Origin of the sequence: Chelativorans alearensis (assembly GCF_010993735.1) — a bacterium.
Lineage (GTDB): Bacteria > Pseudomonadota > Alphaproteobacteria > Rhizobiales > Rhizobiaceae > Chelativorans > Chelativorans alearense.
Window position 1 is genome coordinate 40,559 of record NZ_WQNI01000001.1, and the last position, 18,992, is coordinate 59,550.

General features: G+C 64.9%; 19 protein-coding genes. 12 read left to right on the forward strand and 7 right to left on the reverse strand.

All coding sequences use genetic code 11. The features are described 5' to 3' along the window. The first annotated feature begins 54 nt into the window (after positions 1–54). The 3 genes from GPJ75_RS00185 to GPJ75_RS00195 all read left to right on the forward strand — a co-directional run bounded on the left by GPJ75_RS00185 (position 55) and on the right by GPJ75_RS00195 (position 3,008). Positions 55–726, forward strand: coding sequence for a GntR family transcriptional regulator (locus GPJ75_RS00185; RefSeq protein ID WP_163263883.1), 672 nt, complete (start codon positions 55–57; stop codon positions 724–726). Between the two features lie 63 nt (positions 727–789). After that, entirely contained in the window at positions 790–2,235 is a 1,446-nt protein-coding gene (locus tag GPJ75_RS00190; RefSeq protein ID WP_163263885.1) for an NfeD family protein, read from the forward strand. Then, a complete protein-coding gene (locus tag GPJ75_RS00195; protein ID WP_163263887.1) occupies positions 2,232–3,008 on the forward strand; it encodes a slipin family protein in 777 nt (258 codons plus the stop codon). The genes GPJ75_RS00190 and GPJ75_RS00195 overlap by 4 nt, the downstream gene beginning before the upstream one ends. A 36-nt stretch (positions 3,009–3,044) precedes the next feature. On the opposite strand, the gene GPJ75_RS00200 is transcribed toward GPJ75_RS00195, so the two are convergent. After that, positions 3,045–3,770: an endonuclease/exonuclease/phosphatase family protein gene (locus tag GPJ75_RS00200; RefSeq protein WP_163263889.1), complete on the reverse strand. Its 726-nt coding sequence runs from the start codon at positions 3,768–3,770 to the stop codon at positions 3,045–3,047. Between the two features lie 138 nt (positions 3,771–3,908). Here GPJ75_RS00200 and GPJ75_RS00205 point away from each other — a divergent pair, with 138 nt between their 5' ends. Further along, entirely contained in the window at positions 3,909–4,874 is a 966-nt protein-coding gene (locus tag GPJ75_RS00205; RefSeq protein ID WP_246248849.1) for a lysylphosphatidylglycerol synthase domain-containing protein, read from the forward strand. On the opposite strand, the gene GPJ75_RS00210 is transcribed toward GPJ75_RS00205, so the two are convergent. Beyond that, positions 4,790–6,277, reverse strand: coding sequence for a phospholipase D-like domain-containing protein (locus GPJ75_RS00210; protein ID WP_246248850.1), 1,488 nt, complete (start codon positions 6,275–6,277; stop codon positions 4,790–4,792). The two genes, GPJ75_RS00205 and GPJ75_RS00210, sit on opposite strands and share 85 nt — an antisense overlap. A gap of 260 nt (positions 6,278–6,537) precedes the next feature. Here GPJ75_RS00210 and GPJ75_RS00215 point away from each other — a divergent pair, with 260 nt between their 5' ends. Next, complete coding sequence (locus tag GPJ75_RS00215) at positions 6,538–7,719, forward strand: M24 family metallopeptidase (protein WP_163263893.1); 1,182 nt, start codon at positions 6,538–6,540, stop codon at positions 7,717–7,719. A 104-nt stretch (positions 7,720–7,823) separates the two neighbouring features. Here the strand turns inward: GPJ75_RS00215 and GPJ75_RS00220 are convergent, their stop codons facing one another. From GPJ75_RS00220 to GPJ75_RS00240, 5 genes are all read right to left on the reverse strand, one after another. Next, positions 7,824–8,156, reverse strand: a complete 333-nt coding sequence (locus GPJ75_RS00220; RefSeq protein ID WP_163263895.1) for a c-type cytochrome — start codon at positions 8,154–8,156, stop codon at positions 7,824–7,826. A 102-nt stretch (positions 8,157–8,258) separates the two neighbouring features. Next, the gene (locus tag GPJ75_RS00225; RefSeq protein ID WP_163263897.1) at positions 8,259–9,509 is read right to left on the reverse strand and encodes a PQQ-dependent sugar dehydrogenase; all 1,251 of its coding nucleotides are present in this window, start codon (positions 9,507–9,509) and stop codon (positions 8,259–8,261) included. 150 nt (positions 9,510–9,659) lie between these two features. Then, positions 9,660–10,076, reverse strand: coding sequence for a cupin domain-containing protein (locus tag GPJ75_RS00230; protein WP_163263899.1), 417 nt, complete (start codon positions 10,074–10,076; stop codon positions 9,660–9,662). A gap of 1 nt (position 10,077) precedes the next feature. Further along, positions 10,078–10,932, reverse strand: coding sequence for a phosphoenolpyruvate hydrolase family protein (locus GPJ75_RS00235; RefSeq protein WP_163263901.1), 855 nt, complete (start codon positions 10,930–10,932; stop codon positions 10,078–10,080). Between the two features lie 10 nt (positions 10,933–10,942). Then, positions 10,943–12,139 (reverse strand): Tm-1-like ATP-binding domain-containing protein, encoded by a 1,197-nt coding sequence (locus GPJ75_RS00240; RefSeq protein WP_163263903.1) that lies wholly within the window; start codon positions 12,137–12,139, stop codon positions 10,943–10,945. Positions 12,140–12,300: 161 nt separating this feature from the next. On the opposite strand from GPJ75_RS00240, the gene GPJ75_RS00245 reads away from it, so the two are divergent. From GPJ75_RS00245 to GPJ75_RS00275, 7 genes are all read left to right on the forward strand, one after another. Then, positions 12,301–12,942: a TetR/AcrR family transcriptional regulator gene (locus tag GPJ75_RS00245; RefSeq protein WP_163263905.1), complete on the forward strand. Its 642-nt coding sequence runs from the start codon at positions 12,301–12,303 to the stop codon at positions 12,940–12,942. A gap of 357 nt (positions 12,943–13,299) precedes the next feature. Beyond that, positions 13,300–14,610 carry an ABC transporter substrate-binding protein gene (locus GPJ75_RS00250; RefSeq protein WP_163263907.1) on the forward strand — a complete coding sequence of 437 codons (1,311 nt, stop codon included), beginning with the start codon at positions 13,300–13,302 and terminating at the stop codon, positions 14,608–14,610. Between the two features lie 55 nt (positions 14,611–14,665). Further along, a complete protein-coding gene (locus tag GPJ75_RS00255; protein ID WP_163263909.1) occupies positions 14,666–15,598 on the forward strand; it encodes a carbohydrate ABC transporter permease in 933 nt (310 codons plus the stop codon). A 1-nt stretch (position 15,599) separates the two neighbouring features. Continuing rightward, the gene (locus tag GPJ75_RS00260) at positions 15,600–16,556 is read left to right on the forward strand and encodes a carbohydrate ABC transporter permease (RefSeq protein ID WP_163263911.1); all 957 of its coding nucleotides are present in this window, start codon (positions 15,600–15,602) and stop codon (positions 16,554–16,556) included. Next, entirely contained in the window at positions 16,553–16,774 is a 222-nt protein-coding gene (locus tag GPJ75_RS00265; RefSeq protein WP_163263913.1) for a hypothetical protein, read from the forward strand. The genes GPJ75_RS00260 and GPJ75_RS00265 overlap by 4 nt, the downstream gene beginning before the upstream one ends. Beyond that, the gene (locus tag GPJ75_RS00270) at positions 16,771–17,880 is read left to right on the forward strand and encodes an ABC transporter ATP-binding protein (protein WP_163263915.1); all 1,110 of its coding nucleotides are present in this window, start codon (positions 16,771–16,773) and stop codon (positions 17,878–17,880) included. The genes GPJ75_RS00265 and GPJ75_RS00270 overlap by 4 nt, the downstream gene beginning before the upstream one ends. Beyond that, complete coding sequence (locus tag GPJ75_RS00275; protein ID WP_163263917.1) at positions 17,880–18,959, forward strand: ABC transporter ATP-binding protein; 1,080 nt, start codon at positions 17,880–17,882, stop codon at positions 18,957–18,959. The genes GPJ75_RS00270 and GPJ75_RS00275 overlap by 1 nt, the downstream gene beginning before the upstream one ends. Positions 18,960–18,992: the final 33 nt, after the last annotated feature.

Consider the following 18,992-nt stretch of genomic DNA (forward strand, 5'->3'; position numbering starts at 1 on the left):
CTATTAGAATGCAAACGCAGACTAACATGTCAACGACATTTCACGAGTGGCGGAATGCTGAAGTCTGAAAACGGCCTGAAGACGCTTCGCGCGGAGGCCTACGGCCGCATTGTCGATCTCCTCAACACGCAGGAGGTGCATCCGGGCCAGGTGGTGACCCAGCGCGAGCTTGTCGAGCGCACGAACACCTCGCTAGCCGCCGTGCGCGAGGCCATTCCGCGTCTCGAGGCGGAGGGCCTGATCGTCACGCTGCGCCAGCGCGGGCTCATGTTTCCGAATGTCGACGTGGCCTTCATACGCAACGCTTACCAGTTGCGCGTCATTCTGGAGCTCGAGGCGATCGCCAATGTGCCGCGCAACATCCAGCCTACCACCATCGAGGATTGGGAGCGGGAGCACCGGGACATCCTGCAGCGCCTGCAAGAGGATGCTACGGAAGAGCTGGCGAGGAAGGCGCAGGCCCTGGACTGGGGGATGCACGATCAGCTCATCCGCTCGCTGGGCAATGACCTGATTGCCGAAGTCTATCGCGTCAACGCCATCAAGGTGCGCATGGCGGCGCAAAAGCGCCTTCTGGTCACGCCCCTGAACGCCATCCGCGTCATGAACGAGCATCTCGCTATCCTCGAGGCGCTGCGCCGTCAAAAGGGGGAGGAGGCCGCGGCGGCGATGCGCAAGCACATCGGCAACTCGATGCAGCTCGCGCTTGGAGGGGAGATCGACTGAGGGCAGGCGGCCCGCTTCGTCCTCTCCTGTCCGTCCGTCGTTTGTGGCCTATATGCATTTCGCATGACGGTTCAACGGCAGATTGCACGGCTTGCAGGCGATTTGCGCCGCCCGGCGCGGCTGCTTGCCTGGCTGCTTCTCGTTCTGGCCGGCCTTTTCGGCCTCGCGCTCCCGCTGTCCTCGCAGGAGGGCGGGACGGCGCTGGTGCTGCGGCTGGAGGGCGCGGTCAGCCCGGCAACGGCGGACTTTGTGCAGCGCGGGCTCGAAGAGGCGGCGGAACGCAACGCAGCGCTGGCGATCCTGCAGATGGATACGCCCGGCGGCCTCGACACCTCCATGCGCGACATCATCCGCGCCATCCTGGCCTCGCCCGTGCCGGTGGCGAGTTTCGTGGCGCCGAGCGGCGCGCGGGCGGCGAGCGCCGGCACCTATATCCTTTATGCCAGCCACGTGGCCGCCATGGCGCCGGGCACCAACCTGGGCGCGGCAACGCCGATTTCCATCGGCGGCGGCTTTCCCTTCGGCGGCGACGAGGAGACGGATCAGCAGAAGGAGAACGAGGAGGGCGGCGAGAACGCGCCGGCCCCACGCAACGCGGCGGAGGCCAAGGCGGTCAACGATGCCGTGGCCTATATCCGCGGCTTGGCGGAGCTGCGTGGCCGCAACGTCGAGTGGGCCGAGAAGGCCGTGCGCGAGGCGGCGAGCCTCTCCTCTTCCGCGGCGTTGCGTGAGGGTGTCATCGATCTTACGGCCGCAAACATCGGTGAGCTCCTCACCAAGGCGGACGGGCGCACCGTGCGTCTCGGTGAAGAAGATACCACGCTGAAGACAGCCGGGCTTGCCATTGAGGAGCTGGAGCCCGACTGGCGCACGCGGCTGCTCTCCGTCATCACAGATCCCAACGTCGCGCTCATCCTCATGATGATCGGCATCTACGGGCTCATCTTCGAGTTCCTCAATCCCGGCGCGTTGCTGCCGGGCACCATCGGCGCCGTCAGCCTGCTTACCGGCCTTTATGCGCTGGCGGTGTTGCCGGTCAGCTATGCCGGGGCCGCGCTGATGGTGCTGGGGATGGGGCTGATCGTGGCCGAGGCGTTTGCGCCGTCCTTCGGCATTCTCGGCCTCGGCGGCACGGTGTCGCTGGTGCTGGGCGCCACCATTCTGTTCGACACCGAGGTGCCCGGCTTCGGGCTCTCCTGGGAGGTGGTGGGCGCCGTGGCGGCGGCGAGCCTGGGCATGACGCTTCTTATCGTCCGGCTTGCCTGGAGTTCGCGCAGGCGCGCCGTGGTTACCGGCGAGCAGGGGATGATCGGTGCCGTCGGACAGGTGCGGAACTGGAACGGAAGAGAGGGCCATGTGCTTGTCCATGGCGAACGCTGGAAGGCTGTCTCCCCCACGCCGCTTCAGGTCGGCGCGGTGGTGCGCGTCACTGACATAAAGGGGCTCACCCTGAAAGTCGTCGCCATGGACGGGCAGGCACCCGTGAGCGCGAGAGGAGAAGAACCATGAACCTGTTCGGCGGTTTTACCTTCTATGCCGTCCTGATCGTCATCCTGCTGTTCATCCTTGCCTCGGCGATCAAGATCCTCAGGGAATATATGCGTGGCGTGGTCTTCACCCTTGGCCGCTTCACGGCGGTGAAGGGGCCGGGGCTGATCCTGATCGTCCCCTTCGTGCAGCAGATGGTGCGGGTCGACCTGCGCACGCTCGTGCTCGACGTGCCGAGCCAGGACGTCATCTCCCACGACAATGTCTCGGTGCGCGTCAACGCGGTGATCTATTTCCGCGTCGTCGATCCCGAAAAAGCGACGATCCAGGTCGAGGACTATATGATGGCGACCAGCCAGCTTGCCCAGACGACGCTGCGCTCGGTGCTCGGCAAGCACGATCTGGACGAGATGCTGGCCGAGCGCGACAAGCTCAACAACGACATCCAGGAAATCCTCGACGAACAGACCGACGCCTGGGGCATCAAGGTCGCCAATGTCGAGATCAAGCATGTCGACATCAACGAATCCATGATCCGCGCCATCGCCCGCCAGGCCGAGGCCGAGCGCGAGCGGCGCGCCAAGATCATCAATGCCGAGGGCGAGCAGCAGGCGGCCCAGAAGCTGCTCGAGGCGGCGGAGATCCTGTCCAGGCAGCCCGAGGCCATGCAGCTCCGCTATCTGGGGTCGCTCAACGTTGTGGCGGGCGAGAAGAACTCCACCATCGTCTTCCCCTTCCCGATGGAGCTCGCCAGCCTCGTGCCCGGCATGACCAAAGCGAAGCCGGCTGAATGAGGGGCTTGGGCGCGCCGGCGGTCTGGCATCCTTCCATTACGCACCCATCGTAAGGTCGGCCACCACCGGCAGGTGGTCCGATGCGTTGCGTGCGGCGGGGTCGGTCCAGTTTTTGAGCAGCATCCCGGTCGGCCGGCAATAGACGCGGTCGAGGGCGAGGAGGGGATAGAACGCGGGGTAGGTCTTCATGTGGCTATGCCCTGGGAACAGTCGGTTGAGCGTCGTCTGCACCGAGCCGCGCCATATCCAGTCGTTGAAGTCTCCGAGCATGACCGTACGGTTGGGCCCGCTCTGGCAAATCCGGGCGAGGAGTCGCGCCTGATGGCGCCGTTCCGCAAAGCTCAGCCCCAGATGCACTGCGGCGAGATGGAGCGGGCCGTAGGGTGTATCAACGAGCGTCTCGATGACGGCGCGCGGCTCGCGCCGGCGATAGGAGACATCGTGGCACTGCGCCTCCGATATCGGCCAGCGGCTGATGACGGCATGGCCGTAGTCGCCGTCCGGTGCGGTGATCAGCCGGCTTTCGCTGGAATTGCCGCCCAGAGCCGCGGCAAGAAAGGCGAAGGCGTCCGACGTTTCCGTCAGCGGCTTGCGGGAGTCGATCTCTTGCAGGGCGACGATATCCGGTGCATGCCGCCGCACGAGCGCCACCACGCGCTTAAGGTCGTGGCGGCGGTCGGAGCCGAGGCCGCCGTGGATGTTCCAGGTCATCACCCGCACGGTGGCCGGGCCGGCACCCGCGGCCCTTTCTGCGTCTGCCATATCAAAGGTGTCGGGTTTCATATGAGGTGAACGTCAAGGCAGCAGGATCGTTGAGGGGATGAGAGCTTTTTCGTATTCGGATCGCTTGGCGCTCCAGCGCGTTGTCCCCGGTCGGGCGAGGGAGAAGGATGGCTGCCATTGATATCCCACAGCGAGACCGACGCGCGAGCGGCCAGGCACCGGCCATGGCGGCGCTACCTCGGCTACACCGCTGCCGTAGCGGCGGTGGCCCTTGCCGGCTTCCTCCTCTACCGGACGCTGTCGCGATATGACTGGGCGGAGCTGGTCTCTGCCGTCGCTGCGGTCTCCTTCGACCGCCTGCTGATCGCCATCTGCTTTGCCGCGGCGAGCTATCTCAGTCTCACCGGCTTCGATTTTCTCGCCTTGCGCTACGCCGGCCATCCGCTTTCCTATCGACGGGCAGCACTTGCTTCCTTCACCAGCCTTTCCATCGGCCATAATATCGGTCTTGCGGCTTTGAGCAGCGGTGCCCTGCGTTACCGCTTCTATTCCCGCTGGGGGCTCGGCGCGGGGGATGTCGCCAAGGTCATCCTGTTTTGCGCGCTGACGGTGGCGCTTGGCCTGTCGATCCTGGGCGGGGTGGCGCTTCTCTTCCATCCCGATCTCGCCGTCCAGGTGATGGGGGTGCCGCGCGGATCGGTCTACTTCGTGGGCGCGGCGTGCCTCGTATGGCCGGCGCTCTATCTGTTTCTGACGGCGACCATCAAGCATCCGCTGCGCTTTCGCGGCCGCAGTCTCGCCTTGCCGAGCCTCAGGCTGGCGCTCGGGCAGGCGATCATCGGGTCTGTGAACTTCGCCTTCGTGGCCGCCGCGCTGCACCAGGCGATCGCCGCGCTTCAGGATGTGCCCTATCTTGCGGTGGCCTCGGTCTATGTGACGGCCAATGTGGCCACGCTGGTCACCCATGCGCCCGGCGGGCTGGGCGTGGTGGAAAGCGTGGTCCTTTTCCTGCTGCCTCACGCAAAGCTTATCGGCGCCGTGCTCGTGTTCCGCTTTGTCTACTTCCTCCTGCCACTCGTGCTCGGCAGCGTGTTGCTGGTCTCGTCGGAGCTCGTCCTGTCGCGCCCGGCCGGGACATCGTGAGCCGGGCCGCGGCCGAGAAGCTCGCGCAGCCTTTCGACCACGTGGAAGGGGCGCTCGGGATCGAGGAGGCGCGTGCCTGGAAAGGAGCCGGTCGGCCCACGATAGACCGTCAGCGGCCGCAGTCCGCGGCTATTGTGGTTGAGGCTCTCGATGGCCCGGCTGAGACAGCCTTCCCGGCGGACGGCCGCGCGCACAAGCGCGGGATCGACACCGAGGTGCTCGGCCACCAGCCTCTCGCGGCAGCCGGCGATGGCGGCGCGGGTCTCCGGCCGGTCGGCCTCGATCGCCACGTCGCATTCGGTGTCGAGGCCGACGGAACGGTTATTGAGGTTGGACGAGCCGACACGCATCACCCTGTCGTCGACGATCATCAACTTGGCATGCACCAGAACGCGGTGGTCGCCGGTAAGACCGGGCACGACGGGATAGTGAACATGCAGGCGATTGTGACGGTCGGTGCGCTTGAGGGCGCGCAGCAGCCGCTCTCGGTTTGCCCCCATGATGAAGCGTTCGATCAGGCCATTGGCCGTGCGCGTGCAGATCACCACGATTTCAGGTCCGCGTGGCCGCGATAGGCTTTCCCCGAGGATGCCGCGCAGGCGCCTCGCGGTGAAGTATTGGGCTTCGATGTAGACGGTGTGCCTTGCCGCCCGCAGCATATCCTCGATCAGTTGGGCGGACTCTTCCACCGGGCGGCGCCCGCCGAGGCGCGGCGCCGTGCGGGCCACGGCCATGGGCACATCGGTGAAATCGGCCTGAAGCCCCTCCGGCCACCGCTCGACCGGAGGCCCAAGGGGCTTTTCCTCGCCGACTGCGTCCCGCCAGCGTTCGCGCACGACCTGCGCCACGATACGCGCAACCGGGCCATCAGCCACCATCTGCAGATCGTGCACCGGATCGTAGTGCGTGCCGTCGGGGTTGCGGCGCAGCGGATGATCGGCCTCGTGGCTGGCGGTGTCCCAACGCTCGATGGTCAGGTCCATCCCGCCGACGAAGGCGATGGAATCGTCAACCAGCACGATTTTCTGGTGATGCGCGGCGTGGAGCGGGTGATGGGCGTCCAGGTGCAGATGGACGCGCGGGTGGCTCTGCCACTCCTCCCCCAGCACCAGAGGCATCGTTGCGCCTGGCGCATGCACGGCCGCCAGGCTCCAGACGAGCACGCAGACCTCCAGTTCCGGGCGCTCCTCCACCAGCGCGCGCAGAAGGTCGCCAAGCGCCGGCGCGTCCGGCCCGTCCTGCGGGCGCAGGCGGACACGCGCATCGAAATCCCAGGCGATGATATAAATCGATCGCGTGGCCATACGCAGCGCTTTGTCGAGCTCCGCGAAATAGGCCTCGGCGTCGACCAGAAGGGTAGCACGCCGCGCCGTGGCCACCGCGCGGCAATTGCGGCCCGGCACCAGGAGCTTTCCTCGCCTCCGGCGTGATCCTGCTGCGCCTTTCACCTTTACCCCATCCTGCATATGCGGACCCCTTTCGGCCCGATTGCCTGTGTGATCTGCCTTCTCAACGCGCGGACGCGGCATTCGGTTCGCTGCGGCACGGCCGAAGTTCCCGCAGCCAGAACCGTTGGGTGCTCTGGACCTCGTTCGATCGAAGTGACAAACTGGTCGGACCAGATGCACCACCCGGCAGGTGCATGATTGAGAGGAGGAGCAATATGCAGGCGGAAAGCGGCTTGGCCCTTAAGGTCCCGTTCGACACGGAGCGGCTAGACCGGCTGATGGAGGAGGCGGGCATCGACGTTCTCCTGGCGACGTCGAAGCACAACACGCAGTATTTGCTGGGCGGCTACAAGTTCATCTTCTTCGCCGCCATGGATGCCATCGGCCATAGCCGCTATCTCCCCATCGTCATCTACGAGAAGGGACGGCCGGAGCGGTCGGCCTACATCGCCAACCGCATGGAAGGCGGCGAACACCAGAACAAGCCGTTCTGGACGCCGGCTTTTCACCCCGCCGCGTGGGGAACCCTGGATGCCGCCGAAGTGGCGGTGGAGCATCTCGGAAAGATCGGCAGGGCGGGGGCGCGCATCGGCATCGAGCCGGCCTTTTTGCCGGTGGATGCCTACCGGCTGTTGACCGCGCGGCTGGAGGGCGCCTCTTTCGTCGATGCCACGGGCGCGCTGGAGCGCATGCGCGCGATCAAGACGCCCGCCGAACTGGAAAAGCTGCGTCTGGCGTCCGAGCGGATCACGGATTCCATGCTGGCGACGATCGGCTGGGCGCGCGAGGGCACCACCAAGGCCGAGATCATCGAGCGGCTGCGGCGGGAAGAGACGGAGCGCGGCCTGACCTTCGAATATTGCCTGCTGACGCTGGGCGGCAGCCACAACCGCGCCGCCTCGCCGCAAGCCTGGAGGCCGGGCGAGGTGCTGTCGATCGATTCCGGCGGCAACTACCATGGCTATGTCGGCGACCTTTGCCGTATGGGCGTTCTCGGCGAGCCGGACGCGGAGCTCCAGGACCTGCTGGCGGAGGTGGAAGCCGTGCAGCAGGCGGCTTTCTCCAAGGTGAGGGCCGGTACGCGGGGCGGTGACATGATCGCCCGCGCCCAGGAGACCCTGAAGTCCTCGCCCATCGCCGCCTTCACGGATTTCTTTGCTCACGGCATGGGCTTGATCACGCACGAGGTGCCGTTCCTGATGACCAACCACCCCGTCACCTACGAAGGCGTCGACGCCGCGCGCCCGCTGGAGGCGGGCATGGTGCTCTCGGTGGAGACGACCATGCTCCATCCCACCCGCGGCTTCATCAAGCTCGAAGACACGGTGGCGGTGACAGCCGACGGCTATGAGATGTTCGGCGACCGTGGCAGGGGGTGGAACAGGGGCGGGGGGTGATGCTCTAGACCAGCTCATCGATCCATGAACGATGAACTGGTCCAACTCCTTGTCTTGTCGCAATTCCGGACGCAAAACCGGTTTCCGCTTTTCCTGAAATTGCTCTATTCCGGCGTCTCGACTGTGATCTTGATTGACGAATACCAGGCTGCGACGTTCGAGATATCGTCGTCCGTGAGATCCTTCGCCACCACGTCCATCATCTCGTTCCTCCGCTTGCCGGAGCGGAAAGCCTTCAACTGCGTCTGCAGATAGATCTCGCTTTCGCCCGCTAGATGAGGCGCGACGGGGATTTGTGCGATCCCGTCGAGCCCGTGGCACGTGCGGCATTGGGCGCTTGCGATCTGCCGGCCTGCCTGCATATCGCCGGCAGCGGCCATGCCCGTTAGTGCCGCGAGGCCCAATGCAGTGGAAAGCAGTTTGATGATCGATGCCATTTCAGTGCCCAATAGAAGGCGCCCGCCGCTTGGCGGCAGGCGATGCTTGAATGGATGGCCCCTCGCGTTTCCCTCACGAGGGGCCGCTCGTGCCCACCCTTCCTATTCGTACGAGATGCGGTAGAGCGCCCCCACCAGATCGTCGGAGACGATGATGGAGCCGTCGCGCAACTGCGCCACATCGACCGGGCGGCCGAGATATTCGCCGTTCTCGTCCAGCCAGCCTTCCGCGAAGACCTCGGTCTCCCCCGCGGTGCCGTCCTCGTTGACGGCGGTGAACATCACCCGCGCGCCAATGGGTGTGGTGCGGTTCCACGAGCCGTGCTGGGCGGAAAAGATGCCGCCACGATATTTGGCGGGGAACTGCCGCCCGGTATAGAAGGTCATGCCGAGATCGGCCGCATGGGCGTCCATTTCCACTGCCGGCATGACGACGTCGTCCGGCGGTTCCTCGCCCTTATATTCCTCCGTGCGCACCGAGCCGCCGCCATACCAGGGAAAGCCGAAGTGCTGGCCGGCCTCCGTCTGGCGGTTGATCTCGCCGGGCGGGATGTCGTCGCCCATCCCATCCACCTGATTGTCGGTGAACCAGAGTTCGCCATTGGCCGGATTGAAGTCGTGGCCGACCGAGTTGCGGATGCCATAGGTATAGACCTCGCGGCTGGTGCCGTCCTGATCCATCCGGATGATGCCGCCGATGCCATGCTGCCTGTAGAGCTCCAATTTCTCCGGCGCCGGGACGTTGAAGGGCTGGCCAAGGGAAATGTAGAGCTTGCCGTCGGGGCCGACACGGCAGACGCGAGCGGTGTGGTTGTAGCTTTCCTCCTCGACCGGGATCAGCTCGCCCTGTTTCACCACCTCGCTGGCGGCAACGTCGGGGCTCTCGTAGAAGAACTCGGCAGCCGGATAGACTATCACGCGGTTCTGCTCGACGATGTAGAGCATGCCGTCCGGTGAGAAGCACGGTCCGTTGGGCACGGTCATGGCCAACGGCGGCGCGAAGTCCTTGACTTCATCGGCAACGCGATCCTTGTCGCGGTCGGTCACGGCCCAGACTTTTGTCTTGCGGGTGCCAACGAAGGTGACGACGCCTTGCGGCCCGACTGCGATGTGGCGTGCATCGGGCACGATTGCATAAAGGCTGATCTGGAAACCGTCAGGCAGTTTGATCCTCTCAAGTGTACGGCTGATCGCCTCGGCCTTCTCCCCACCTTGCTCGATTTCGGTGAACTCGGTGGTGCCGGTGGTCTTGAAAGAGCTCAGCCGCTCGAGATTCTCCGATTGCTGCTGTCCATAAGCCAGCGCCGTCGTGCCGATCAACATGGCCAGCGAAGCCGCAGTTGTCCTCGTCATTGCTTCCTCCCAGAGCTTGCGTGCGGGAGTCCAATGTCGGCCGAAACCCGGGAAATGACAATCATCGTCATTCCATGCGCGGCCGCGCAGGCGCCGCCTACCCGTTCCCCACCCGGTCTTGAGCTACTTTCGCTCGCGGGAGTTTCGTCCCTATCCCTTTGCCGGGACGAGCCGGAAGTCGGGTAGCGCGCGCAGCGCCTGCTCGGGGCCGGCCGGGGCATAGACCACGAAGAGCCGCATCGGGCCGTCGCCCGTGTTGAGCGTCGAGTGGTAGCGGCTTTCGGGTACGTAGACCGTGCAGCCGGGGTGCACCTCGTGTACGACCGGGTTGCCTTCCTCGTCCTCGACCATCTGCTCGCCGGTGCCGGCGATCACGAAGATGATCTCCTCCGCGCCGGGGTGGTTGTGGCGGGCGTGGCCCTGGCCTTTTTCGAGATCGACCACGCCGCCGGAAAAGCGCCCGGCGCCGTTCACTTCCGGCCCCACCGTCAGGGCCAGGCGGCCCCAATCGAAGGCGAAGGTGTCGACCTCCTCCGGATAGACGAAGATCCTTTCCATGCCGCTCATCTCATCCTCCCGCTGAAGCTGGCACCCGCAACGGCAGTGCCTTGAAGCTGGCGATCTGATCGCGGATCGCCGCCTCGGCCGGCAGGCGCTCCATCGAGCTGGCGCCGTAGAAGCCATGGCAGCCCTCGGCGCGCTCCAGGACGTAGCGCGCGTCCTCCGGCATGGCGATCGGCCCGCCGTGACACAAGACGATGATATCCTCGCGCACCGCGCGCCCGGCGGCGGCGATGGCCTCGATCTCGGCAACGCATTCGTCGAGAGACTTGGCCGAGGTGGCGCCGATGGTGCCGCCGGTGGTCACACCCATATGGGCGACGACGATATCGGCACCGGCCCCGGCCATGGCGACGGCCTCGTCCGTGTTGAAGACATAGGGCGTCGTCAGAAGGTCGAGTTCGTGGGCGGCGGCGATCATGTCGACCTCGAGCCCATAGCCCATGCCGGTCTCCTCGAAACTCTGCCGCATGCGGCCGTCGAACAGGCCGATGGTGGGGAAGTTCTGGACACCCGAAAAGCCCATCGCCTTCAATTCGGCCAGGAACTGCGGCATCAGCACGAAAGGGTCGGTGCCGTTGACGCCGGCCAGAACCGGTGTGTTCCTCACCACCGGCAGCACCTCGACGGCCATCTCCCTGACGATCTCGTTGGCGTTCCCGTAGGCGAGCAGGCCGGCGGCCGAGCCGCGGCCGGCCATGCGGTAACGGCCGGAATTGTAGATAATGATGAGATCGATGCCGCCGGCCTCCTCCGCCTTGGCCGAAAGGCCGGTGCCCGCGCCACCGCCGACGATGGGCCGACCCTCGGCGATCATCGCACGGAATTTCTCCAGAATTGTCTTGCGGGGGATGGCGGGCATGCGGGGGGTCTCACTCTCTGGCCATTTCGAGGAAGGCGGCAACCGCCGCCTCGGCGAATTCGGGATCGTTGATATTGAATGGCACGCGCTCGATGCGCCGGTTGGCGGCGGGCTTCAGCGCGCTCTCGATGCCGGCGAAAAGCTCCGCGTCGGCCTCGGGATCGAAGAAGGCGCCCCCCTCGATATCGAGGGCGGAGACGCCCTTTTCCGGTATCAGGAAGCGCAACGGCCCTTCGCAGGCGTCAAGCCGCGTGCCGATCCATTCGCCGATGGTGCGGCACTCTTCGGCGTTCGTGCGCATCAGCGTCACGTTGGGGTTGTGGCGGTAGAGGTTGCGGTTGCGATACCGTTCGGGCACCGTCTCCGGCGCCCAGAAGTTGACAATGTCGCAGGCACCCGGCGCGCCGACATAAGGCAGCCTGGTGCGCGCCACGGCGCCGAAGCGGTCCTCCGTTGCAGGCAGCACGCCGCCGAATAAGAGATCGCAGACCTCGGTGGTGGTGATGTCGAGGAGGCCGGCGAGCATGGCGCTGTCGGCGAGTTTTTCCATGGTGCGCCCGCCGGTGCCGGTGGCGTGGAAGACCATGCAGTCGTATTTGTCGCGCAGGCGCTGCGTGATCGCCGTCACGCAGGGCGTGGTGACGCCGAACATGGTGAGCCCGAGCGCCGGCTTTCCCTCCGCCCGCGGTGCCGGGCGCATGGCCATGCCGGCGATGGCTTGCGCCGCGTTGTGCAGGATGGTGCGGCTCAAGCCGTTGAGGCCGGCCATGTCGGTCACCGAAGGCATCATGATGATGTCGGAAATGTCGACATAAGGGGCGGTATCGCCGGAAGCGAGGGTCGAGACCATCAGCTTGGGCACGCCGTAGGCAAGCCGCCGCATGCCGGCGGTGACGATGGACGTGCCGCCCCCGCCGCCGATGCCGATCACGGCGGCGATATCCTCGCGCGCGGCGATGAAATTGGCGAAGGCCTCGCCCATAGCCGCAACCGCCTTGCCGCGGTCGTCGCCGCCGAGCACGGCCTCGGCGCCCGCCGGATGGTGCGCGGCGACCTCGGCGGCACTTACGTCGACTTCCACTGTCGGCGCGCGCGTGCCGACATCGACGCGCCGCACCTCGCCGCCGGCCGCCGCGATGGCGGAGGCCAGAAAAGCCAGTTCCTCGCCTTTGGTATCGGCCGTGGCGACGGCATAGATGCGCTTCATGGTCCTCCCGCGCGGCCCGGGCCCCCTCCTAGTGGTACGATCTGTTTGGGTCAGACCACTTGCGCGATGGCTGCGTCGTCGCAGCCATCGCGCTTGCCCCACCGCAGCTCCTCCCGAAAGAATGCCGTTGCATATTTTTGAGACACGCGTATCATATTGATATGGACGTCTCACGTCAACAATCTGAATTGGTGGACGAGGCCGAGCGGGGCCCACGGGCGCGAACCCGGCGGTTGATGCTGGAGACGGCGACGCGGCTGATGCAGGCCGGCGCCACGCCGTCGGTCAGCGAGGTGGCGGAGGCCGCCGGCGTGTCGCGCGCCACCGCCTACCGCTATTTCCCCAGCCAGGCCGCGCTCGTGCACGCCGTGGTCGACGAGGCGCTGGGGCCGATCCTCACCTGGCGATCGGCATCGGACAGCGCCGGTGAGCGCGTGGCCGATCTTTTCGCGTTCTCGCTGCCGCGCATCGAGGAGTTCGAGGCAACCTTCAAGGCGGCGCTGAAACTGTCGTTGGAACAGTGGGCGCAGCGCCAGACGGACACTTTGGGCAACGAGCCGCAGTTTACGCGCGGCCACCGCGTCGACCTTCTGCGGCAGGCGCTGGCACCGCTTAAGGGCGAGCTTTCCAAGGGGCAGATCGACCGGCTGGCGCAGGCCCTGTCGTTGACCTTCGGCGTCGAGACGCTGATTGTCCTGAAAGACATCTGGGGCCTCGATGCCGGCCGGACGCAGGCCGTGGCGCAATGGGCGGCGGGCGCGCTCGTGCGCGCGGCGGTGGAGGAGGCAAGGTCCGCGAAGTAGGGAGAGTGGAAGGAATCTGGTTCGACCAGATTGGGTTTTTATCGAAAAGTCTGAAATAATGCGGCTGAACCTATGCAAGCCGCAAGCCCGATCCCCGTCGAGCGGGATAGGCAAGAAATGCTGGAATACAAGGACGTTTTGAGAAGGATCAGCGGGAGGAACGCGCTACAAAGAGCTTGACGGAACTTTACATTTGGTAATACCAGATCGAGGAGGAGGTTGCGGGCCCGTCGGGTTCGCGGCGGGACGGGCGAAGCTGGGGAGGGCTTCGCTCAGGGAGGCGGCAACGCGGAGGAGTACCGGAGCCGGCGCCGCCGGCATCCTGAAATGCGTGGGTATGATTGGGAGGAATTCGTCATGCGTATCAAACTGACCGGCATGCTTGCCGGAATAGGCCTTGCTTTGTCCAGCGGAACGTCCGTTTTCGCGCAGGAACTCACCATCTTCTGGGCCGAATGGGATCCGGCCAACTATTTGCAGGAACTGGTCAACGAATACACGGCCGAAACCGGCGTCACGGTCAGGGTCGAGACGACGCCCTGGGCGGACTTCCAGACCAAGGCTTTCGCCGAGTTCAACGCGCACGGCGACGCCTATGACATGGTGGTCGGCGATTCGCAGTGGCTGGGCGCGGGCTCCGAAGGCGGCCACTATGTCGACCTGACCGAGTTCTTCGAGGAGCACAAGATCGCAGAGACCTTCGTGCCGGCGACGGTCAGCGCCTATGCCGAGTATCCGAAAGCCAGCGGCAAGTACTGGGCGGTTCCGACGGAGGGCGATGCCAATGGCTGGGCCTACCGCAAGGACTGGTTCGAGGATCCGGAAGAGATGGCCGCCTTCAAGGAGAAGTACGGCTACGACCTCGATGTGCCGAAGGACTACCAGCAGCTCCGCGACATCGCCGAGTTCTTCCATCGCCCGGACGAGGGCCGCTACGGCATCGCCCTTTATACGGACAACTCCTATGACGGCCTGATCATGGGTGTGGAGCAGACGATCTTCACCTATGGCGGCGAGCTCGGCGACTATGAGAGCTTCAAGGTCCAGGACATCACCAATTCGCCCGAGAACGTCGAAGCGCTGGAGATGTATCGCGAGCTCTACCAGTTCACGCCGCCCAACTGGGGCAAAGTGTTCTTCCTGGAGAACAACCAGGCCATCACCGAGGGCCTGGCGGCGATGAGCATGAACTATTTCGCCTTCTTCCCGGCGCTCGCCAATCCGGCGACCAACCCGAACGCGGATGCGACGGGCTATTTCGTCAATCCGCCCGGACCGACGGGCGCGCAACATGCCGCTCTCGGTGGCCAGGGGCTGTCGATCGTCAGCTATTCGCAGAACCAGGAAGAAGCCTTCAAGTTCCTGGAGTGGTTCATCCAGGAGGATGTGCAGAAGAAGTGGGCCGAGCTCGGCGGTTACACCTGCCATGCGGCGGTTCTGGAATCGGAGGAATTCCGCAACGCCACGCCGTTCAACGAGGCCTTCTACCAGTCGATGCAGATCGTGAAGGACTTCTGGGCGGTGCCGGAATACGCGGAGTTGCTCACCCAGATGAACAACCGCGTCTATCCCTATGTGGTCGGCGGTGACGGCACCGCGAAAGACGCTCTCGACGGGCTCGCCGCGGATTGGGAAGAGACGTTCACGAGGTATGGCCGTCTGAACTAGGGGCGGGGAAGGCGGAGGGGGCGCACGCTCCCTCCGCCTCTCAAGCAACTTGCCGATGACTGACGTGGAAAGGAACCGGGTCGTGACGACGGTCGCCCTTGAAAGGCTGGATCCCCGCTCGCGTGCTGCCGCCCGCGGCTGGAGCGATCTTACGATCCGCAACATGTTCATCATTCCGACGATCGTCTTCCTGATCGTCTTCAACATCTTCCCGCTGCTCTATTCGCTCGGCTATTCCTTCACCGACTTTCGCGCGTCGGTCAGCGCGCCGGCGAATTTCGTCGGCCTCGACAACTATCAGCGGCTCCTTTCCGACCCGAACATCTGGCGCAACTTCACGGTGACGGCGAAATACGTGATCGTCTCGGTCGGCGGGCAGATGATCGTCGGCTTCGGCGTGGCGCTCCTGCTCAATCGCAGCTTCCCCTTCAAGGGCTTTGTGACGACGCTGCTGCTTCTGCCGATGATGATGTCGATGGCGGTCGTCGGCCTTTTCTGGAAGCTGCTCTACGATCCGTCCTGGGGCATCATCAACTACGCCCTTGGCCTTGGCCGGTTCGACTGGCTGTCCAACCCGGACATGGCGCTCTATGCGGTGGCCATCACCGATATCTGGATGTGGTCGCCCTTCGTGATGCTTCTGTCGCTGGCGGGCCTCTCGGCGGTGCCGAAGCATCTCTACGAGGCGGCGGCGATCGACCGTGCCAGCAACTGGTACACCTTCACCCATATCACGCTGCCGCTGGTATCGCCGCTTCTCCTCATCGCCCTCATCTTCCGCACAATGGAGGCGTTCAAGAGTTTCGACCTTCCCTTCATCATGAGCGGGCAGCCGACCACCGAGGTGGTCGCCATCCGCCTTTACAAGATGGCCTTCCAGGAATGGCAGACCGGGCTTTCCTGCGCGCTCGCCTACATCATGCTGATCGTCGTGATCGCGATCACCAACATCTACGTCAAATATCTGAACCGCGTGAAGGAGCGCTGAGATGGCCGCCGTCAAGACGCCGCGCCAGAAGGTGGCGAACCAGCTGGCCATCGCAGCCGTCATCGTCATCGCCATCATCTTCCTGGCTCCGATCTATTGGATCGGCTCCACGGCCTTCAAGCCGCGGGCGCTCGCCACCACCGTGCCGCCGACCGTTCTCTTCCAGCCGGAGGTCACGCCCTTCGTCAAGCTGTTCACCAGGCGCGTCCAGCTCAACCGGCCGGTCGAGCCCGAGGCCTACGAGGCCGCACCCTGGTGGGAAAAGCGCATCTATGACGGCGGCGAGCGGGTGCTGCGCGTGGGCGAGGATGTGCAGCTCTCCGGCTATCCCGATCGTTTCCTGAACAGCCTGATCATCGCCGTCACCAGCACCCTCCTCGCCGTCTCGATGGGCACGCTGACGGCTTACGGGTTCTCGCGCTTCAGGGTGGCAGGCGAGCAGGACTGGCTGTTCTTCATCCTGTCGACGCGCATGCTGCCGCCGGTCGTCGTGGCGATCCCGATGTTCCTCATGTATCGCGTGGTGGGCATGACAGACACGCATATCGGCCTCATCATCCTCTACACCGCCTTCAATCTCTCCTTCTCGGTGTGGCTCATGAAAGGCTTCATCGACGAGATCCCGAAGGAATACGAGGAGGCCGCGCTGGTCGACGGCTACACGCGCATGCAGGCCTTCTTCAAGATCGTGCTGCCGGAGGCGGCCACCGGCATCGCCGCAACGGCCGTCTTCTGCTTCATCACGGCCTGGAACGAATATGCCTTCGCGCTGATGCTGACCAACCGGGACGCGCAGACCGCGCCGCCCTTCATTCCCGCGCAGGTCGGTTCCGGCTTGACCGACTGGACGACGATCGCCGCCGGCACGTTCCTGTTCCTGCTGCCGGTCGCCATCTTCACATTCCTGCTTCGCAACCATCTCCTGCGCGGCATGTCCTTCGGAGCGATACGCAAATGAGCTTCCGCAGGCTGAACCGGAAATATCTCGTGCCGGGCGCGCAGACCGTGATGATCCTCGGCATCGTCGCGCTTTGCCAGCCCTGGAACCTGTTCCTGCACCGCTACGGCGTGACGATCACCCTCATCGGGCTCGTCGCCTTCCTCATTACCTCCCACATCCCGCCCGAGGCGGAAGCACCGGAGGAGGATGCGCACGAGGGGAGGCTGGCGGAATGACGCATATCGAGCTTCGCGGCGTGCAAAAATTCTTCGGCGACGTTCAGGTCATCAAGGACATGAACCTTGTCATCGAAGACAACGAGTTCATCGTCATGCTGGGGCCGTCGGGCTGCGGCAAGACGACGACGCTGCGCGCCGTCGCCGGCCTCGAGACGATCGACGAGGGCGACATCCTGATCGACGGCAAGGTGGTGCAGCATCTGAAGGCCGCCGACCGCGACATCGCCTTCGTGTTCCAGTCTTTCTCGCTCTACCCGCACATGACCGTCTACGAGAACATCGCCTTTCCGCTGCGCGCCACGCGGCAAAGCAAGGCGGAGGTCGACCGGGCGGTGCGCCGGGTGGCGGATGTTTTGCGGATCGCGCCGCTGCTTTCGCGCCGGCCGTCGGCCCTTTCGGGCGGCGACATGCAGCGCGTGGCGATCGGCCGTGCGCTGGTGCGCAGTCCCAAGGCGCTTTTGATGGACGAGCCCATCGGCGCGCTCGACGCCAAGCTGCGCGAGGAGATGCGCACCGAAATCAAGCGCCTGCACATGAAGCAGGGCTCCACCACCGTCTACGTCACCCACGACCAGGTGGAGGCGATGGCGCTCGCCGACCGCATCGTCATTATGAACGAGGGCGTGCTGCAGCAGGTGGGCACGCCGGACGACGTCTATACCCACCCCGCCAATCTCTTTGTCGCGCAGTTTGTCGGCAGTCCGGTGATGAACGTTGCGGAAGCGCACGTGGCCGAGGCGGCGTCGGACGCCCGCGTCGTCATGCCGGGCGCGGCGGAGGGTTTTGTCTTCCCGCGAACTCTTCTCGGCCGGCTGGAAGCTGGCGGAGCGAAGGGGGACGGTCTCGCGCTCGGCATCCGCCCTGAGGGCGTTCTTGTCGAGCGCGAGCGCCGGGAGGGCTACCTGCCGGTCGAGGCACACATCATCGAGCCGCTCGGCTCGCACGACATCATCGACCTCAAGGTCGGCACGCAGATGCTGAGGGCACGCACGAAGGCCGGCTTCGTGCCGCGCCCGGGCGAAAAAGTGTGGGTCAGGATCGACCCCGCCCAGGCGCATTTTTTCGATGCGGAAAGCGGCAGGTCTTTCGGGGTGAGGTTGTGATGGCCCATATCGAGCTCAAGCACGTCACCAAAAGATTCGGCGCCACGACCGCTCTCCGCAACCTGGACCTGGAGATCGCAGACGGCGAGTTCTTCGTCCTGCTCGGCGAGACGGGGGCAGGCAAGACGACGACGCTGCGGCTCATCGCCGGCCTGGAAAAGCCGACCGAAGGGCAGATCCTCATCGATGGGGCGGATGTCAGCGACTGGGGACCGGCCGAGCGCGACGTGGCGCTGGTGCTGCAGCAATACTCTCTCTATCCGCGCTATACGGTGCGCGAGAACCTCGAATTTCCGCTGAAGGCGAAGATCCGGCATGTCGAGCCGGAGGAGATAACGAATCAGGTGGCTCGCGCGGCGAAAATCCTGCGCATCGAGCACCTGCTCGACCGCAAGACGGACAGGCTGTCGGGCGGCGAGATGCAGCGTGTCTCCATCGGCCGCGCCATCGTGCGCAAGCCGCGCGTCTTCCTGATGGACGAGCCGCTGTCCGCTCTCGACGCCAAGCTGCGTGAGGCGCTGCGCACGGAGCTGAAAAACCTGCAGATGACGCTCGGCGCCACCTTCCTCTTCGTCACGCATGACCAGATCGAGGCCATGTCGATGGGCGACAAGATCGGCGTACTGGACAGGGGCCGGCTGGTGCAGACGGGCACGCCCTACGAGATCTACAACAACCCGCGCAACACCTTCGTCGCCCGTTCCGTTGGTTCGCCGCCGATGAACCTCCTCGACGGCCGGCTGGTGGAAGGGCGGGCGGTCGTCGCCCCGAAGCGCTTCGAGTTGCCGCTGAACGGGCAGGCAGGCGCAGTTTCGGAAGGGCGCCCGCTCGTCTTCGGCATCCGCCCGGAAGACCTCACCGTGGAAACCGGCGCGCCCGTCGAGGCGACGGTGCACGACGTGGAGAACCACGGCGTTGAAAAAATCCTCACCCTGCGTGCCGGCGATGCCATGCTGCACGCCACCGTTTCCGCCCGGACGCATGTCGCGGTGGACGAGACGGTGCGGTTTGCGTGGAATCCTGAAAAGGTGGTTCTTTTCGATGGCGCCAGCGGGCTTAGCCTGCGGCACGGAGGGTAGGGCGGTCTGTACGCCGGGAATAGGGCCGGGGGC

What these genes read in the sequence shown, in the direction of transcription:
- GPJ75_RS00195 (WP_163263887.1), top strand. Translation starts at nt 2,232, where the DNA reads ATGAACCTGTTCGGCGGTTTTACCTTCTATGCCGTCCTGATCGTCATC.
- GPJ75_RS00220 (WP_163263895.1), bottom strand. Translation starts at nt 8,156, where the DNA reads ATGGCATCGATCATCAAACTGCTTTCCACTGCATTGGGCCTCGCGGCA.
- GPJ75_RS00225 (WP_163263897.1), bottom strand. Translation starts at nt 9,509, where the DNA reads ATGACGAGGACAACTGCGGCTTCGCTGGCCATGTTGATCGGCACGACG.
- GPJ75_RS00200 (WP_163263889.1), bottom strand. Translation starts at nt 3,770, where the DNA reads ATGGCAGACGCAGAAAGGGCCGCGGGTGCCGGCCCGGCCACCGTGCGG.
- GPJ75_RS00270 (WP_163263915.1), top strand. Translation starts at nt 16,771, where the DNA reads ATGACGCATATCGAGCTTCGCGGCGTGCAAAAATTCTTCGGCGACGTT.
- GPJ75_RS00230 (WP_163263899.1), bottom strand. Translation starts at nt 10,076, where the DNA reads ATGAGCGGCATGGAAAGGATCTTCGTCTATCCGGAGGAGGTCGACACC.
- GPJ75_RS00245 (WP_163263905.1), top strand. Translation starts at nt 12,301, where the DNA reads ATGGACGTCTCACGTCAACAATCTGAATTGGTGGACGAGGCCGAGCGG.
- GPJ75_RS00260 (WP_163263911.1), top strand. Translation starts at nt 15,600, where the DNA reads ATGGCCGCCGTCAAGACGCCGCGCCAGAAGGTGGCGAACCAGCTGGCC.
- GPJ75_RS00185 (WP_163263883.1), top strand. Translation starts at nt 55, where the DNA reads ATGCTGAAGTCTGAAAACGGCCTGAAGACGCTTCGCGCGGAGGCCTAC.
- GPJ75_RS00275 (WP_163263917.1), top strand. Translation starts at nt 17,880, where the DNA reads ATGGCCCATATCGAGCTCAAGCACGTCACCAAAAGATTCGGCGCCACG.
- GPJ75_RS00235 (WP_163263901.1), bottom strand. Translation starts at nt 10,932, where the DNA reads ATGCCCGCCATCCCCCGCAAGACAATTCTGGAGAAATTCCGTGCGATG.
- GPJ75_RS00265 (WP_163263913.1), top strand. Translation starts at nt 16,553, where the DNA reads ATGAGCTTCCGCAGGCTGAACCGGAAATATCTCGTGCCGGGCGCGCAG.
- GPJ75_RS00240 (WP_163263903.1), bottom strand. Translation starts at nt 12,139, where the DNA reads ATGAAGCGCATCTATGCCGTCGCCACGGCCGATACCAAAGGCGAGGAA.
- GPJ75_RS00255 (WP_163263909.1), top strand. Translation starts at nt 14,666, where the DNA reads ATGACTGACGTGGAAAGGAACCGGGTCGTGACGACGGTCGCCCTTGAA.
- GPJ75_RS00190 (WP_163263885.1), top strand. Translation starts at nt 790, where the DNA reads ATGACGGTTCAACGGCAGATTGCACGGCTTGCAGGCGATTTGCGCCGC.
- GPJ75_RS00215 (WP_163263893.1), top strand. Translation starts at nt 6,538, where the DNA reads ATGCAGGCGGAAAGCGGCTTGGCCCTTAAGGTCCCGTTCGACACGGAG.
- GPJ75_RS00250 (WP_163263907.1), top strand. Translation starts at nt 13,300, where the DNA reads ATGCGTATCAAACTGACCGGCATGCTTGCCGGAATAGGCCTTGCTTTG.